This window comes from Shewanella vaxholmensis, from assembly GCF_031932135.1.
GTDB classification, from domain to species: domain Bacteria; phylum Pseudomonadota; class Gammaproteobacteria; order Enterobacterales; family Shewanellaceae; genus Shewanella; species Shewanella hafniensis.
In genome coordinates this window covers 143989-160428 of record NZ_JAUOEV010000004.1, presented here as the reverse complement: position 1 = coordinate 160428, position 16440 = coordinate 143989, and the positions used below count along the sequence as shown (strand labels likewise).

The following is a 16440-nucleotide window of genomic DNA, read 5'->3' as shown; positions in this document are numbered from 1 at the left end:
TTTAGATCAACTCATATTGATGGGCTAAATGGATTAAGTTTGCTCTATTTGTAGCCCCAAATTTCTTGCGCATAGCTTCCATATGATATTCAACTCCTCTGACACTTATCGGGAGCTGAGTTGAAATTTCGTCATTCTGAAGGCCGTTTGCGACCATGAGCAGGATATCTCTCGCATTATCTTTAAGTAGCGAGCTTTGTAGAAATGGATTGAACAATTGTTTATTACATTCAAACAGCTTGTTTTGGGCTTCCTTTAAAGTGTCTGCCAATCCCTCTAACACCACCTCCGAGGCACTAAGATGGCTGAGTAGTATGAAGCGGCCAGCCCAATGACGATTAGAGTGGCAAGAGATGGGCCAGCTCAAAACACTTTGAATATTATGCTTACTAAACAGTAGGCTGGTCTTATCATTTTTTTCACTCGTGAATCTATACATATAAGATTTTGAAGTATCCAATGAAAAACCAAAATTGAAATCATGGGAGGCTATCTGATTTAAATAAAAACGCTGTAATTCAGCCATAACAGGGGAAGAAGCTATGCTGGCGATAGGTTTTCTTAGTGCCGTAGGAGAGAACAGATTGGTATCTTTTGGAAAGTGATAATTTTCATACGCACAATGTGGAACTCCTTGAAACCAGAAACCACAAAAACCATGTAGCTTTAAAGAGTAGTTTATCGCCTGAATAACGTCCTTCAGCGTTGATGCCGTATCTGCATTTGATCGCGCCAGTTTAGCGTCCATAAATACCCTCCAAACGAAATAATATAGGAAGGTATCTCAATACAAAAAATAAACAAAACCCATTGATACAGATACTTACATCTTGTCGCAAAAGTAAAACTTATTCTTTTTTACTCAGTATTTTTGACATGATTTTGACATACACAAAGATATAATGGAGCAATGCTTTTAACCGTTTTTAAATATCATCCAACAAGCCTGGCGCCTCAGCCCTTGCCAAACACCATACCTGCACATGTACGTATCGCGCTTCGAATAAGCGGGCAATTTCAGAGACTGTGGTGCCTGTCGTGACCACATCATCCACCAGTGCAATCCGCTGGAACGCAAAATCATCCGCTAACATAAAGGCCCCGTGTAAGTTGCGTCGTCGCTGTGCACCCGAAAGTCCGGCCTGCGGCCGAGTGTCTTGCTGGCGCGTTAATCCCTCGCTCACTAATGGCAGTTGTAAGAGCTGTGAAAGCTCATGAGCAATTAACCACGCCTGATTAAATCCCCGTTGTTGTAAGCGTTTGGGATGCAATGGGACTGGCATTATCGCTTGAGGCAGCGAGATTAATCCTTGCTGTTCTAATACCTTAATGCGTGCCACTAAGGCGCTACAAAGCACGGGCAAAGCGGCAAGTTGACCTTGATATTTAATCGCACCAACCCAAGCACCCAAACCTTGATGATAACTACAAGGCGCAATGACTTTACGTGGCTGGCGCTTTTGGCATTCACCGCAATAATCGACTTCTATTTGCATCGACTTACCGCAACCTAAGCAAATAGGCCCATGATATAAGCCAGATTGAAGACAAACGGCGCAAATGCCAGTCTCGGGAAGTGATATGGATTGGTGGCACAGCAGGCAACGGTTAGGTAAACTGCCCGCCAACCACCTTGTACCGAGTTGATAGCCTAAACGCATTATCCGCAAAGCAGATTGCGGCCAAATCCTTTTGACAAAGTACGGCATACATTCACCTAATCCATTTTTGAGGCACTCAAGTGAGCCAAGTGACATCCACAAACCAAGCAAATTTGCATATTGAAATCAGCGGCCAAGGGCCAGATCTGGTGATGCTTCACGGTTGGGGAGTGAATAGCGCTGTGTTTACGCCATTACATGAGTCACTGTCTCAGTATAGGGTGCACTATGTAGACTTGCCGGGCTTCGGCCATAGCCAAATGGTTGAAGGTGGCCTATCAACCTGGGTCGATACCTTAGTCGCTGCATTGCCTGAACACGCTATTTGGGCCGGCTGGTCACTCGGTGGGCTAGTTGCGACTCAGGCAGCGTTAAGTTATCCACAAAAAATCAAAGGCTTGATTACTATTGCCTCATCCCCTTGCTTTATGGCAAGGGAAGACGAAGCATGGCCGGGCATTCCGCCACAAGTCCTTAATCAATTTAGAGAACAACTCGGCCAAAATTTACCTAAAACTATAGAGAGATTTCTGGCGATTCAAGCCATGGGTAGCGAAACCGCCAAGGAAGATATCAAACGACTGCGCGATCTTGTCCTCGCACGTCCTTTACCCAATACCAGAGCCTTAACTCAAGGCCTAAATATGCTAACCGACGTCGACTTAAGGCAGCAACTGATAGAGTTGCAACAACCTTGGCTAAGGATCTGGGGCCGACTCGACGGGCTAGTGCCCAAACGCGTACCACCTAAAATGCCCATCACAGCTCAAAGTGAAGATGTGATGCTCGCCAAAGCTTCTCACGCGCCGTTTATTTCCCATCAACAGGAGTTTTTGCAGGTATTTATGCCTTGGTTAGCGTTACAGACACGTTAACGCTTTATCTTTGAGCGATTAATGACTAGTATTTAACCATTAATGTGCCAAGGAATTTTCCATGTTAGTTGTCAGTAACTACCCCCAAGTCCCACTAGCGACCAGTAATGTCGCGACGGACTCGGCTCGGGTCGACAACCAACTGAAACCTGTGGTCATTCCCCCACAAGCTGCCACTAAAGGCCATGAAGAACGCGCCTTTAATCCGCAGAATGAACGCACAGCAGATCAAACTCAGCAACAAACCAAAACGCTCGAGAATAATCAGCAACAAGTTCAAGAAAAACAGCAGCAACAGCAATCCTCGCAGCAACAAAGCCAACAACAGCAAGAGAAAAAAGCCCCCCTTGTGGTGGCCGAGCGGGTGTTACCTAAGACGCTTAAAGTTGCTGCACGCGGTCAAGCGGCGTTGCAACGCAAGGATATCCGCTTAAAGGTCAGTCAAGGTGCAGCAAATTATGCCAGCAGTAACGCCAAAGCGAATACCAGCAGTACGTCAAGGCTATCGCTTCAAGGTGAATCGACTCAATTTTATCAACAACTTGGGCAACGCATTGGTCAGTTCTATCAACAACAGACTCAACCAGAACAAGAATCTATTATGTCGACGTGGATTTAACCTATTCCAATCGTATTAATCCATTTGCGCACAAAATTAACCTGAATGATAAACAAAAATGCCGCTAAAAATAGCGGCATTTTTTATGCTGTTTAACGCTTATTTAGGCAAACGATACAGCTCTTGCTGGTAGGCCAAACTGCCCCACAATGCCCAACTTAAGGCTTTCTTCTCTAGCGCTGCCGCAGCTGGCGCATAAGGCGTTAACTGCTCAGTTTTTTCGTTATATTCGAAACCTTGAGCCGCTTTTTCTGGCTGCAGGATCACTACATCTTTACCTTCCATCAGGGCAAAGTTTTTATCGTATTGCATTAACGCGCGCCCCGGCCAATCATCGCTGACCTGAGTCAAATCTCGGCCCAACATAGGATAAGAGTCTGAAATACCAATCAATGATAACAGTGTTGGCGGTAAATCAATTTGGCTCACAATGCGATGATCGCGTTTTGGCGCTAAATTATCCCCAAGGATTAAACCCGGAATCCGAAAACGTGACACTGGCACCAGATCCGCGCCACCCACTCGACTGTCATGGTCGGCAACCACGATAAAAATCGTGTCTTTCCAATAGTCCGCGTTTTTCGCCAGTTTGAAAAACTCACCAATCGCATAGTCGGCATATTTCGCCGCATTATTACGGGTTTGCTTAGGTTGCTCGTACAGCTCGATACGATCATCTGGGAATTCGAATGGATCGTGGTTGCTCGAGCTAAACACTAAACTAAAGAAAGGCTTACCTTCGCTGTGCAGACGCTCAAACTCACTATTCGCCTTGCGCATTAAGTCTTCATCAGAGGCGCCCCACGAGCCCACAAAGGCCGGAGATTTATAATCTTTCTGATCTATGATGTCACTAAAGCCGTTGCCCAAAAAGAAACTACGCATATTGTCGAAATGGCTCTCACCACCATAGATAAACTGCGTGGTATAACCATGATTTTTAAGCAGTTCAGCTATGCTAAAAAAACCAACTTGGCTCTTACCCAGTTTCACCACAGCACGGGCTGGAGTCGGGGTAAAGCCTGTTGTCACGGCTTCGATTCCGCGCACTGAACGAGTACCAGTAGCGTACAAGTTATCGAAATACCAACCTTCTTTGGATAAAGCATCGATATTCGGAGTCAGGGGTAAACCGCCTAAACTGCTCACAAAACGTGCGCCTAAACTCTCTTGCAGTAAGATCACTAAGTTCTTTGGCTTTCCGGTATAACTGGCTTGGTTAAAGCTTAGCGATGGGATATCCGTAGAGGTAAATGCACTGTCAGGACGACCACTTTCCTGTCTTATGGTCGCAATAATCTCAGCATTATCTAACTTACCATACACTTTAGAAGCATCTTCTTCACTGCCCATTTGCTTGATGGCAAACACTAATGAATAGGCTGAATTGATAACTAACGAGTTAACTAATGGATCATCGGCAAAGGCCACTAGAGCAGGGTTAAGTGGTCTATGACCTAAGGTTGAACGGGCACCTAATATCGTGATAGCGATAACAATTAATGCTAATACTGGACGCCAATACCAGCGTGGAAAGCGTAAATTTTTAGTGAGCTTACCGCTTAATATCCAACCGCCCCATAGTGTACCTATAGTTAATAACACGGAGAAAATCAGCTCAAGTTTACGACCCGCCCACAGCATAGAAAGCACTTCTTTTGGGTAGATCAAATATTCCACATACAAACGATTCGGGCGAATACCGTATTCTTCGATAAATGCAGGGGTCGATGCTTCTAAAAACAACATGATCCACAGACCGACGGTTAACCACACACGTAGAATCGGCTGCCACAGACGGCCAATAAAATGATCACCCGAAAATAATGCGGTTCCTAGGGCGGCAATACCCCATAACCAACACAGGGTAGCGATATCGACACGCAAACCTTGGATTAATAGATGCGACCAACCATCAACAGCGGCCACGCGATCGGCTTGCCAAAGCCCTAAAGCGATACGGCTCGCGGTGGCAATAAAAAGCACTAATAGTGAGAAAATAAAGATGGCGCGGAAAGGCCCATGGGCATTGTGATGCCCGCGAGGTGATAAACCAGATTGCATGTGTTACCCCAAAACGTATAAAGAGCCACTCAGCGTTGGAGTGTCAATTTGAAAAAAATCGGTGAATAAGCTGTGCTATGACAACCGATTTTGCTTAACGTTGCATTAAATGCCGACTTTATATTCCCTAAGACGACATTGATGCAACAATTTTGTGAGTAACATGTAAAAAAGTCGACTCGGACATGGCTTAAGTCCGAGTCTTAACGGTTAACGCTTACTTTTTCAGCTTAGCGAAGGCATCGGCAAAGGCATTGCCCATGGCCGCGTTCGCAGGTGCTTTAGGTGCTTGCTTTTGCGTAGGACGCGCAGCAGGTTTCGTCGACTGTGGTGCCTTACCATTATGAGTTCTGGCAGGATTATGTGGTCTTTGCTGCGATTTACTTTGATCGATAGCTTCATCCAAACGCATGCTCAAACCGATACGGCGACGCTCAACGTCCACTTCCATCACTTTGACTTTAACCACATCACCCGCCTTCACGATTGTGTGGGGATCGCTGATAAACTTGTCGGTCAGAGAAGAGATATGCACCAGTCCATCTTGATGCACGCCAATATCAACGAAGGCACCAAAGTTGGTCACGTTGGTCACCACGCCTTCGAGCACCATTTCTGGTTTCAAATGTTTAAGTTCTTCCACACCATCTTTAAACTTGGCGGTTTTGAACTCACCACGGGGATCGCGTCCCGGCTTATCCAGCTCGGCTAAAATATCCGTCACAGTTGGTAAACCAAACTCCGCCGTAATAAACTCTTCAGGTTTGATGCTACGCAGTAGATCTGAGTTACCCATCAGGCTCGCCAGCTCCACTTGCTTAGTCTTAGCGATAGTTTCCACTAACGAGTAAGCCTCAGGATGCACTGACGAGGCATCGAGTGGGTTGTCACCTTCACGAATACGCAAAAAACCCGCTGCTTGCTCATAGGCTTTAGGCCCTAAACGTGGCACTTTCAGTAACTCTTTACGATTCTTAAACTGACCATTGGCATCGCGATAATCGACCACGTTTTTCGCTAACGTCTTGTTTAAACCGGCCACTTGCGACAACAAAGGCGCAGAGGCCATGTTGAGATCCACACCCACGCCGTTTACACAGTCTTCCACCACGGCTTCCAGCGAACCCGATAATTGGCTTTGGCTCACGTCGTGTTGGTATTGGCCCACACCGATAGACTTAGGCTCAATTTTCACCAGTTCGGCTAACGGATCTTGCAAACGACGCGCGATAGACACAGCACCACGAATCGAGACATCGAGATCAGGAAACTCTAGCGCCGCCAATTCCGATGCCGAATACACAGACGCGCCCGCTTCGCTGACCATCACTTTAGTCAACTCTGGATGGGTATCTTTCACGGCGGCAATCAGCTCAGCGGCCAGCTTGTCGGTTTCCCGTGATGCCGTGCCGTTACCAATCGCAATCAATTCAACCTTATGCATTTTGACTAAGTTCGCCAGAGTACGAATCGACTTTTCCCACAGATTTTGCGGTGCATGCGGGAAAATCGTCGCATGGCACAACATCTTACCCGTGTTATCGACCACCGCCACTTTCACGCCAGTACGTAAACCTGGATCGAGTCCCATGGTGGCTTTCGCGCCCGCTGGAGCGGCCATCAATAAGTCACCTAAGTTACGGGCGAAAACTTTTATCGCTTCGGCTTCGGCGCGTTCGCGCATTTGCGAAATAAACTCTGTTTCCATCTGTAGCGCAATCTTAATGCGCCATGTCGCCGTCACCACGGTTTTCAACCACTGGTCGACGCTGCTATCACCCAATTTCAGCCCTAAATGATCGCAGATAATTACTTCGCAGTAACTACCTTGACCGGCCTCAGCAGCAGGATCGGCATTCATAGATAGGGATAAAAAACCTTCGTTACGGCCACGCAGCATCGCCAGCGCACGGTGAGAAGGGAGCTTAGCTAACTGTTCGGTATGCTCGAAATAATCACGGAATTTCGCGCCTTCTTTCTCTTTACCTGCAATTAAGCGGCTTTCTAACACACTGTTTTGGCTTAAATGTTCACGCACTTTACGCAGTAATTCCGCGTCTTCGGCGTAGCGCTCCATCAAGATATAACGCGCGCCTTCAAGCACAGCTTTCACATCGACAAAACCCGCGTCGCTATTGATATAACCCGCCACTTTGGCTTCGACATCGGCGCTACGATCAGCCAGTAAGGCATCTGCTAATGGCTCAAGCCCAGCTTCGATAGCGATTTGGCCCTTAGTGCGGCGCTTAGGTTTGAATGGCAGATACAAATCTTCGAGACGTGTCTTGCTGTCTGCGTCGTCAATAGCCCTTTGTAATTCTGGCGTTAACTTACCCTGAGCTTGGATGCTAGACAGAATCACTTGGCGTCTGTCGTTCAGCTCACGCAGGTAACCTAAACGTGTGTACAAGGTACGCAGTTGCGTATCGTCTAATCCGCCCGTGGCTTCTTTACGATAACGGGCAACGAAGGGAACTGTCGCACCATCGTCAAGCAGAGTGATGGTTGCGGCAACTTGTTGCTCACGAACATTCAGTTCTTGAGCGATAATCTGAGCGATGTTATGTGCATTAGTTTGCATAAATAAAGTGTCGTGCCTAACTGTAAAGTAAGTCGTTATTGCGCCAAAGATACCACAGGCGCCCCGTATGTTTCATGCTAAAACCTAGGTCAAATCAGAGTCTTTGATCTTTCCCCGTCATGCCATGGCGACCGCAGCAGTTGTCACGGCGGCAACCCTGTCGCTAATCTGCCTCGCTGGCGAGAGTGGTTTCAAAAGGAGTGTAACGGATCTGATTGATATACCACTCTTTTGGACCCGATGGCGTTTGCACTACCACCTCATCGTCCACTTGCTTGCCGATTAAGGCACGCGCCATGGGCGAGTCGATGGTGATGTAGCCCAATTTGGTATCGAGTTCATCTTTACCGACGATCCGGTAACGCACGCGATCACCCGCTTCATTTTCGAGCTCGAACCAAGCGCCGAAGAATATTTTACCTTCCTGCTGCGGTGAGTAATCGACGATTTTTAACTCTTCCAGCCGCTTAACTAAGTACCTGACTCGGCCATCAATTTGTCTTAACAAACGCTTGTTGTAGGTGTAATCAGCGTTCTCACTACGGTCGCCTTGCGCCGCCGCTTCTTGGACTTTAAGGGTGATTTGCGGCCGATATTCTTTCCACAAATACTTCAATTCTTTATCTAAAGTTTGCCAACCCTGTCGGGTGATCAAATGCGCTTTCATACTCATTACTCAATCGTTGGATTAAACGACCACAATTGATGCGGGATAATATATTGGACTGATGATACTCAGACTAGACGCTAAAGTTAACTCACTAAATCATCTCTGTGCATAATGGCTTTGAATTCACCGCTTTTGCTGATGCCAATTTAGTTACAATTTCACCCTTAGCGTGAATAAACGCGAGTATTCCCATGCAATTTCATTTGCTTAGTATTAACATTGGGCAATCAATGTCAGCATTTATCTCATTCAAGCCACTAAGGTGAGCTAGTCGCCTAGGTTGAATGCGGCTATATTAGGCAGATTCGTTTTCAATTTCAGCCAGTTGGTTAATCTTAACTGTTTCTCGTCAGTAGAATAAGCACCAATCTGAGCAATTAAAGGACATCCCATGGGACAAGAAACCTCGAAAATCCTCGTCGTCGATGATGATATGCGCCTGCGAGCGTTACTCGAGCGTTACCTGATGGAGCAAGGTTATCAGGTGCGCAGCGCGGCCAATGCCGAGCAGATGGACCGCCTATTAGAACGCGAAAACTTCCATCTACTCGTGCTCGACTTGATGCTGCCCGGTGAAGATGGCCTGTCTATCTGTCGCCGTTTGCGCCAGCAAGGTAATCCTATTCCGATCGTGATGCTGACGGCCAAGGGCGATGAAGTCGACCGTATTATTGGCCTAGAGTTAGGCGCCGACGATTATCTGCCAAAACCTTTCAATCCACGGGAATTACTCGCACGGATCAAAGCCGTGATGCGTCGCCAAACCCAAGATGTGCCCGGTGCGCCCGCCCAGCAGGAAGCGCAGATCAGCTTCGGTGAGTTTTCGCTGGATTTAGCCACTCGTGAGATGTACCACGGCGACGAATCTATTGCGCTCACCAGCGGTGAGTTTGCCGTGCTTAAAGTGCTCGTTACCCATCCACGCGAGCCCTTGTCTCGGGATAAGTTGATGAACCTCGCCCGTGGCCGCGATTATTCGGCGCTAGAACGCTCCATCGACGTGCAAGTGTCACGTTTGCGGCGTTTAATCGAAAAAGATCCTGCGAATCCGCGTTACATTCAAACTGTGTGGGGATTAGGTTATGTGTTTGTGCCCGATGGCGCCGCGCGTCGATGAGCCGCATTGCCATCTTAATCTGCTGCAGTTATTGAGCCCCCGATGAAAGCTAAGTTTTGGTGGCGGTTTATGCCTCGCAGCGCGTTTAGCCAAACCGTGATGCTGATTGGTTGTCTATTACTGATCAATCAGCTGGTGTCTTACGTCACAGTTGCCGTCTATGTGCTTAAGCCAAGCTACCAACAAATCAATCAATTAATCGCTCGCCAAGTCAAATTGCTGTTTGTCGATGGCATAGATATTGGCCGCGAACACTTAACCATAGTCGATGCCCTCAATGCCAAAGTCCACGACGATGGCATGAAGATCTACAATCAACAGCAAGCGCGCGAAGCTGGTATTGAGCAAGCGACTTACTATGGTTTCTGGTCGGCGCAGATGTCGGAATATCTCGGCGGCGACGCCGAAGTGCGCGTCACCCACGGCAGCGTATTACAGATTTGGATCCGTCCGCCACAGGCGCCCTCGATTTGGATAAAAGTGCCACTTATCGGCCAGAATGTTTCAGACCTTTCGCCGCTCACCCTCTATTTAATGGTCATAGGCGCCCTCAGCGTCGCTGGGGGGTGGTGGTTTGCCCGCCAACAAAACCGTCCACTTAGGCGACTACAAAAAGCCGCGATTGCCGTTTCCCGCGGTGAATTCCCCGATCCCTTGCCGCTTAATGGTTCGAGTGAAATTGTCGAAGTGACTAACGCCTTCAACCAGATGGCGCACAGCATGAAACAACTGGAGCAGGACAGAGCGCTATTGATGGCGGGGATCTCCCACGACTTGCGCACACCGCTCACCCGTATTCGCCTCGCCTCTGAGATGATGGTTGAGGAAGATCAATATCTTAAAGATGGCATAGTCAATGATATCGAAGATATGGACGCCATCATCAGCCAGTTTATTGCGTATATTCGCCAAGATCAGGAAACCAGCCGTGAGCTAGGCCAAATCAATAAACTCATTCAAGATATCGCTCAAGCAGAAGCCAATCGCGCTGGTGAAATTGAAGTGGTGTTAACTGACTGCCCAGAAGCCCAATTCCAAGCGATTGCCATTAAACGGGTACTGAGTAATTTAGTCGAAAATGCCTTTCGCTATGGTTCAGGCTGGATCCGCATTAGCTCACAGTTCGATGGTAAACGTATCGGTTTTAGCGTTGAAGATAACGGCCCTGGGATCGACGAGTCACAAATCACCAAACTATTTCAACCCTTTACCCAAGGTGATATCGCCCGTGGTAGTGTTGGTTCGGGCCTAGGCCTCGCCATTATCAAACGGATTATCGACAGACACCAAGGGCAAATTACCCTCTCCAACCGCGCCGAAGGCGGTTTAAAAGCCCAAGTGTGGCTGCCGCTGGAATAACGCGAGATCACATATTTGCAAATCAAATGACAACGCTGACATCCAAGTGAGCACTTGTCATATTAATGTCACCTTAAATTCATAAACTCAGCACAGTTACTGGCTCTGACCATTATGAAGATTGCAAAATGAAAATTTCAACGCTGTCGCTTTCTGCTTCTGCCCTGTTGTTATTGCTCGCGGGATTGCTAGCAGCCGTAGTGCTGTGGAGCAGTGATCAGCGGCAACAAATTGAGCAGCAAACACTTACATTACAAGCTATTCAGCAGGATTTTCTCGTCGGTGTACGCCGCGATCTCGATGGCTATTTAGCCAGTGGCAACGCTAGCCAACTTGAACAAGCGAAAACCAAACTCAGCGCCATTAAGAACCAGCTCACGCAGCTTAACCTCGCAGCCATGGGCGCTACCGACAATGACTTGCAAGCCAGCCTAAGCAACTTCATTCAAGATTTAGATACCAAGTACCGCGCCGCGGGTAAACTCGCTGGCAACCCTAGGCAACTGCTCGCCCACGCCGAATCTGAAATGCTCGACTATAACCGTCGTCTGGGCAGTTATGCCGATAAAGGCTTAGCCACAAATGCGGCGGTCGCCGAACAATATCTGCAATTGAGCCGCAATTTACCTTCTATCGTCTACCAACTTTCCCAACTGACCGATGGTTATCTGATCGGTAAAAATCAGCAGCTCAAGGGTATTTTAGACAGCACCAGCAAAGAGCTAAATACGTGGCACGACTCCCTCAGCGCACTGCCGTTAATCGGCGTATATGAACAGCAAGAAGCAGATGAATTTGCACTCGGTGCCAGCGAACCAGAACAGATTGAAGTCGGCGAAAGTGACCGCAGTGAACTGCTGAGTCTCGCCAATCGATACAATAAAGAAGTCGCTAATACCCACCAATTGCTGCAAGCCAACCAAGAGATGCAAGATCAACTCATTCAAGCGATTAGCAATGTGGAACAACAGCTTATTGGCTTAGGTGAGGCTCAAGCAGCAAAGAATCAACAGCTGAAATATGAGCTACAACTGATCCTCTACACTATGGTTTCCATCATGGCCTTGTTTTCGATTGGTTATTTAATCCTGCAGCAAAACCGCGTCGTCAAACCGTTAAAACGTCTCAACCAAGCCTTTATGAAATTAAGCGAATCAAACAGCCGCGAGCGTTTAGACATTAATCGGCGCTGCGAGACGGGCCAAATCGCAGGTCATTTCAACCAGTTGCTGCAAAGGTTTGAACAGGAAGACGAGGCACAGCGCCAACAAATCACTAAGGTTTCTCAATCATTAAGCCAACTGGTTGCGCGCATTACTCAGCTATCGCAGCACACAGAGCACACTCAGACGATTGTGGCCGATACGCAAACACAGACCGAACATATCCGCAGCCTCGCCAATGAGGTGAGCCACACTTCGGCACTCGTAGAAGACAGCGCCGCCGAAACCATGCGCCAAATGCAGTCGAGCCAAACCGAAGCAGAGGCAGTGCTGAGTGCAACCGAGCAGACACAAACCGCCGTAGGTCTTTGCCATGCTTCCCTTGAAAGCCTGAATAACTCAGTGACGGATGTGTCGAAAATCATTGATGTGATTGGCAATATCGCCGAACAAACTAACTTACTCGCCCTCAATGCCGCCATTGAAGCTGCGCGGGCGGGAGAGCAAGGTCGCGGCTTTGCCGTGGTTGCCGATGAAGTGCGAAATTTAAGTCAGCGCACCCAAGTGTCCTTAAACGAAATCGTGAAGATTCTGCAGCAACTGACCCAATCGAATCATGCCCTCAGTGAGAGTGTCGATGGCATAGCACAGGCCACCAGCAGTCAAAAACTGCGCGCTCAAAGCCTATGGCAAGTGGCACAAACGGTGCAAAATCAAGCGAGCGACATGGCCAATACCGCTAAACAAGGTTCGCTCAATGCCAAGGAGCAAGTCGATTATCTCGATCAATTTGTGCGCACTATGGATAGCTTAAAAGAACAGGCGCAAACCAGTTCACAACAGAGTGAAGTCATTGCCCAAGAAGTGCAGCAGAGTGTAGAAGATATTGAAACCAGCTTGGGGATTGGGCAAAGCCAAATAAACCGTGCGGCCTAAAACCGCACATTTATTCACTTAATTTCTCTATTTGTGTTTAATCGTCGATTCGACAATTATAGATATTAGAACCATCGAACTGACATTCGACATCAACCCATTTGCCTTCAAATGGCGTTAATGAAGTATCAGTCGTTTGATAGCCCCACAAGGTCTTTTGCATCACAAAACCCGACAAATCAAGCTCATTGCTTCGCACTTCAAGATCAACTTCTTTCACTAACCACTGGTTGTCTGCGAGTTCAACACCTTCTATTTGAATCCATTTTTGGTCAAGTGTCGCTAAGGTTAAACCGTCATCGAATTGAGTTCTGGCATCAATATCAAATGTAAATCCATTAATTTGTAGCTGATTATTGGTGGTCAGTGTCGCCAGACCTTCTAGCTCGAACTTTTTACCTAAGGTTGGAGGTATTCCACCATTATCATGTGATGTTTCAAATTCAACTTCTCTGGCCCATAAACCCTGCGGCATAGATTGAATATCTACATCGACTAGCTTGCCTTCAACCAAGTTAGCTTGCTTGCCATCTTCAAATTGAGTATTTGTAGTGACATAGAGTCGAGTACGGGCATTAAGCTCAAACTGCGTTTTATCTTGGTTGACCCAAGTAATAGTCCCTTCTAGCTCCATATCGTTAAAAGACGCCGTATCTTCCACCTCGACTTCAGAGGCCAAAAATGAAGCACCACTTTGCTGGCCTTCCACTTCGACCCATGAGCCTTCCTGTAAGCTGCCTTCTAAACGTGCGTTGGCATAATTAATCACTGCCGAACCGATATTGAATTGTTGCGCAGTCTTATTTAATCCAGAGACACGTCCCTCGATTTCAGCAAACGCAAAATTGGGGATAAGGTTTATAGAATTAACCTGCCATTCTCCCATTACCGTTGGGTAACCATTTACCGCCACCCAATCGCCTACTTTATACTGGGTAGCGTCCGCTGGTTTAACGACTAAATTAATCCCATTAACGGCAATAGTATTTTGATTAACGGAACTGACTTCACCCACGAGGCTTGGATCTAATATGACATTTTTAGCCTGTTGGCCTTCATTATCAATTTTGACCCTCATCCCCATTTGAATGGCATTTACCTCTAACGGCTGTTGACCATAGTGAATCTTAGCATTAGCGATATTTACGTTATATCCGTTGACCGTAATCGAATTATTGTCAGAAGCAATATTTGTTACTGTACCGTTAATTTTTGCGGGTAACGTAGGTTGTGGAACGATAGGATCGGGTTTAGAGGTATCTGTTGATGAATCATTACCACCGCAACCTGCCAGCAAAATGGCCGTAATACAGACTAAGAGTTTATTCATTTTCTTCCCTATTATGTCTTGTTAAATCAGTGCTGGGCATCTTAGTATGAAGATCGTCAAGCAAATGTGAAGAAATGAATTAACCTATGAAAGTATTAATTGTTGATGATAATCATGATGTTATTGAAACAATCATGGATTATTTAACCCTAGAAGGTATTATTGCCGACTGTGCATATCACGGGGAAAGTGCAATCAATTTAATTCAACAAAACCATTACGATGTCATCATAATGGATATTATGATGCCCAAATTAGACGGTATTAATACGGTTAAAAAACTGCGTGAAGAAATTTATTGTAATACACCGATTATATTTTTAACCGCCAAAGATAGTTTGCAGGATAAAATTGATTCTTTTACATCAGGTGGGGATGATTTTTTAAATAAACCTTTCGCGATGGAAGAATTATGCTTACGACTACATTCACTGCATAATCGTGGCCCACGTTTAGATGTGGGTATTTTGCGCTTCAGTGATATCAGTTTAAATTTGCAAACCCATCAAGTTACCCGTGCTGGTAAAGAAATTAAGCTCAGTAAAATTCAGCGCACCATTCTTTCACTGTTACTAAAACATGCGCCCGCTATCGTGAGTAAAGAGCAATTGGTAGATACAGTATGGGGAGATGATGCTCCTTCGAGTGATTCACTTCGCAGCCACATATACAGCTTACGCAGTGCACTCGATAAAGGTTTTTCAGACTCAAAATTAGAGACTATCCATGGCCAAGGTTACCGACTTATCCCCTGAGCATTTTCCGAGTTTATATAAAAAAATCCGCCTCACTTTTTTAGTATTAACTAGCTTGATGTTTGCCATTTTTTGGAGCCTCATTTATATCGCCGAAGAACAAATTGAGAAGATTAGCCTCGAGCAAACGCTGGCCACAGAGACTCGCGAATATCTAAAGAATTATCAAAGGTTTGGTGATAAAGCACAGCTCCCCGATATCAATGAATTGAAAACATATTGGAGCAAAGAGTTTGTACCAGCTTGGCTGCAACCTTATCAAAATACCGGATTTTACGAACATCAACTGGGTGGTGAAGATAAACACTTTTTGATATCCGCTCATCCTTCTGGGCAAGGGCTGTTGTATGTGGTTTATAAGGATGACGCGGACGATTTCCTTGATAGCTATGAAGATAGAATGCACATTTTGATCTCTATTATGGGGATCGGTTTGCTCCTGTTTATCATGGCGTATGGATTGTATTTTGTACGTCTGCTATCCAGTCCACTCGCTGAGATTGAAAATAAAATCAATCAACTATCACCCAAAAGACCGACATCAACACCGAGTACTTCATACCGTGAAACCCGCCAGATTGAGCAAACCCTATTAAGCAACAAAGCTAAAATTGCCGCCTACTTCACTCGGGAACAAGAATTTAGCCGTTTTGCCTCCCATGAGCTACGCACGCCCATTATGGTGATCCAAGGTTCGGTAGAATTGCTCAAAAAAATCCCCAATGCGACAACCGAGGCTCAACAATTAATGGTCAAAAAAGCCATTACACGTATTGATTACGCAGGGCATCAAATGAAAACGCTCACCGAGGCCTTTTTACTTCTCGGAAAAGAAGACATTGAATCCCAGCACTACAGCCAAATTGATTTAGCACCACGCCTTGAACACATTTTAGCTGAAATGGCGCAGCATTTTGCCAAGCAAGAAATCACCTACAGCTTAACGCTTAAAGATTGCTTGAGCATCAAGGCGCCACTGAGCTTTATTGACATAGTGATAGGTAATTTAATTAAAAATGCTTTCAATTACAGTGCCGGAAACATTGAAATTACGATGCAAAGCAACCAATTATGGATACTGAATCCACTAAGCACTCAAAGTACTGATACTTCAGGCTATGGCTGCGGATTAATTATTATTGAACGTATTTGCGAGCGAATGGGCTGGGCATTTTCAACCCAAAACGATGGTGCTAGCTATCAGGCTTATGTTCAGTTTATAGATAATACCCATTAGCTGAAGTTAGCTTGAATAAATGACCTCGTTTTAGCAAATTCTGAGTTGCAAAACCAATCTTCACAACCGCTTC

Annotated in this window: 13 protein-coding genes; 7 read left to right on the top strand and 6 right to left on the bottom strand. The window is 46.2% G+C overall.

Going from position 1 to position 16440, the window contains the following annotated elements; genetic code table 11:
- Position 1: 1 nt before the first annotated feature.
- Complete coding sequence (locus tag Q4Q46_RS05755; RefSeq protein ID WP_311905475.1) at positions 2–748, bottom strand: helix-turn-helix transcriptional regulator; 747 nt, start codon at positions 746–748, stop codon at positions 2–4.
- 178 nt (positions 749–926) lie between these two features.
- On the bottom strand, positions 927–1709 hold the full coding sequence (locus Q4Q46_RS05750; protein ID WP_311905474.1) for a ComFC family protein: 783 nt from the start codon (positions 1707–1709) through the stop codon (positions 927–929).
- Between the two features lie 32 nt (positions 1710–1741).
- On the opposite strand from Q4Q46_RS05750, the gene bioH reads away from it, so the two are divergent.
- Together bioH and Q4Q46_RS05740 are read left to right on the top strand one after the other, a co-directional pair.
- Complete coding sequence (bioH, locus tag Q4Q46_RS05745; protein ID WP_311905473.1) at positions 1742–2536, top strand: pimeloyl-ACP methyl ester esterase BioH; 795 nt, start codon at positions 1742–1744, stop codon at positions 2534–2536.
- Between the two features lie 61 nt (positions 2537–2597).
- A complete protein-coding gene (locus tag Q4Q46_RS05740) occupies positions 2598–3155 on the top strand; it encodes a hypothetical protein (protein WP_311905472.1) in 558 nt (185 codons plus the stop codon).
- A 99-nt stretch (positions 3156–3254) separates the two neighbouring features.
- Here Q4Q46_RS05740 and Q4Q46_RS05735 read toward each other — a convergent pair whose 3' ends face one another.
- The 3 genes from Q4Q46_RS05735 to greB all read right to left on the bottom strand — a co-directional run bounded on the left by Q4Q46_RS05735 (position 3255) and on the right by greB (position 8467).
- On the bottom strand, positions 3255–5219 hold the full coding sequence (locus Q4Q46_RS05735; RefSeq protein ID WP_311905471.1) for an LTA synthase family protein: 1965 nt from the start codon (positions 5217–5219) through the stop codon (positions 3255–3257).
- A 217-nt stretch (positions 5220–5436) separates the two neighbouring features.
- The gene (locus Q4Q46_RS05730) at positions 5437–7800 is read right to left on the bottom strand and encodes a Tex family protein (RefSeq protein ID WP_311905470.1); all 2364 of its coding nucleotides are present in this window, start codon (positions 7798–7800) and stop codon (positions 5437–5439) included.
- A 163-nt stretch (positions 7801–7963) separates the two neighbouring features.
- Complete coding sequence (greB, locus tag Q4Q46_RS05725) at positions 7964–8467, bottom strand: transcription elongation factor GreB (RefSeq protein ID WP_006079584.1); 504 nt, start codon at positions 8465–8467, stop codon at positions 7964–7966.
- Between the two features lie 394 nt (positions 8468–8861).
- Between greB and ompR the strand changes: the two genes are divergently transcribed.
- The 3 genes from ompR to Q4Q46_RS05710 all read left to right on the top strand — a co-directional run bounded on the left by ompR (position 8862) and on the right by Q4Q46_RS05710 (position 13045).
- The gene (ompR, locus tag Q4Q46_RS05720) at positions 8862–9587 is read left to right on the top strand and encodes an osmolarity response regulator transcription factor OmpR (protein WP_006079507.1); all 726 of its coding nucleotides are present in this window, start codon (positions 8862–8864) and stop codon (positions 9585–9587) included.
- Between the two features lie 42 nt (positions 9588–9629).
- Positions 9630–10946 (top strand): two-component system sensor histidine kinase EnvZ, encoded by a 1317-nt coding sequence (gene envZ, locus Q4Q46_RS05715; protein ID WP_311905469.1) that lies wholly within the window; start codon positions 9630–9632, stop codon positions 10944–10946.
- Between the two features lie 128 nt (positions 10947–11074).
- Complete coding sequence (locus tag Q4Q46_RS05710; protein ID WP_311905468.1) at positions 11075–13045, top strand: methyl-accepting chemotaxis protein; 1971 nt, start codon at positions 11075–11077, stop codon at positions 13043–13045.
- A 37-nt stretch (positions 13046–13082) separates the two neighbouring features.
- Here Q4Q46_RS05710 and Q4Q46_RS05705 read toward each other — a convergent pair whose 3' ends face one another.
- On the bottom strand, positions 13083–14375 hold the full coding sequence (locus Q4Q46_RS05705) for a DUF5666 domain-containing protein (protein ID WP_311905467.1): 1293 nt from the start codon (positions 14373–14375) through the stop codon (positions 13083–13085).
- Between the two features lie 86 nt (positions 14376–14461).
- On the opposite strand from Q4Q46_RS05705, the gene Q4Q46_RS05700 reads away from it, so the two are divergent.
- Both Q4Q46_RS05700 and Q4Q46_RS05695 read left to right on the top strand, forming a co-directional pair.
- Complete coding sequence (locus Q4Q46_RS05700; protein ID WP_131525518.1) at positions 14462–15130, top strand: response regulator transcription factor; 669 nt, start codon at positions 14462–14464, stop codon at positions 15128–15130.
- Positions 15102–16367, top strand: coding sequence for a sensor histidine kinase (locus Q4Q46_RS05695; RefSeq protein WP_311905466.1), 1266 nt, complete (start codon positions 15102–15104; stop codon positions 16365–16367). The genes Q4Q46_RS05700 and Q4Q46_RS05695 overlap by 29 nt, the downstream gene beginning before the upstream one ends.
- Positions 16368–16440: the final 73 nt, after the last annotated feature.

Coding starts and splice junctions, on each gene's coding strand:
- Q4Q46_RS05755 (WP_311905475.1), bottom strand. CDS start 748: ATGGACGCTAAACTGGCGCGATCAAATGCAGATACGGCATCAACGCTG.
- Q4Q46_RS05750 (WP_311905474.1), bottom strand. CDS start 1,709: ATGCCGTACTTTGTCAAAAGGATTTGGCCGCAATCTGCTTTGCGGATA.
- Q4Q46_RS05740 (WP_311905472.1), top strand. CDS start 2,598: ATGTTAGTTGTCAGTAACTACCCCCAAGTCCCACTAGCGACCAGTAAT.
- Q4Q46_RS05735 (WP_311905471.1), bottom strand. CDS start 5,219: ATGCAATCTGGTTTATCACCTCGCGGGCATCACAATGCCCATGGGCCT.
- Q4Q46_RS05730 (WP_311905470.1), bottom strand. CDS start 7,800: ATGCAAACTAATGCACATAACATCGCTCAGATTATCGCTCAAGAACTG.
- greB (WP_006079584.1), bottom strand. CDS start 8,467: ATGAAAGCGCATTTGATCACCCGACAGGGTTGGCAAACTTTAGATAAA.
- ompR (WP_006079507.1), top strand. CDS start 8,862: ATGGGACAAGAAACCTCGAAAATCCTCGTCGTCGATGATGATATGCGC.
- envZ (WP_311905469.1), top strand. CDS start 9,630: ATGAAAGCTAAGTTTTGGTGGCGGTTTATGCCTCGCAGCGCGTTTAGC.
- Q4Q46_RS05710 (WP_311905468.1), top strand. CDS start 11,075: ATGAAAATTTCAACGCTGTCGCTTTCTGCTTCTGCCCTGTTGTTATTG.
- Q4Q46_RS05705 (WP_311905467.1), bottom strand. CDS start 14,375: ATGAATAAACTCTTAGTCTGTATTACGGCCATTTTGCTGGCAGGTTGC.
- Q4Q46_RS05700 (WP_131525518.1), top strand. CDS start 14,462: ATGAAAGTATTAATTGTTGATGATAATCATGATGTTATTGAAACAATC.
- Q4Q46_RS05695 (WP_311905466.1), top strand. CDS start 15,102: ATGGCCAAGGTTACCGACTTATCCCCTGAGCATTTTCCGAGTTTATAT.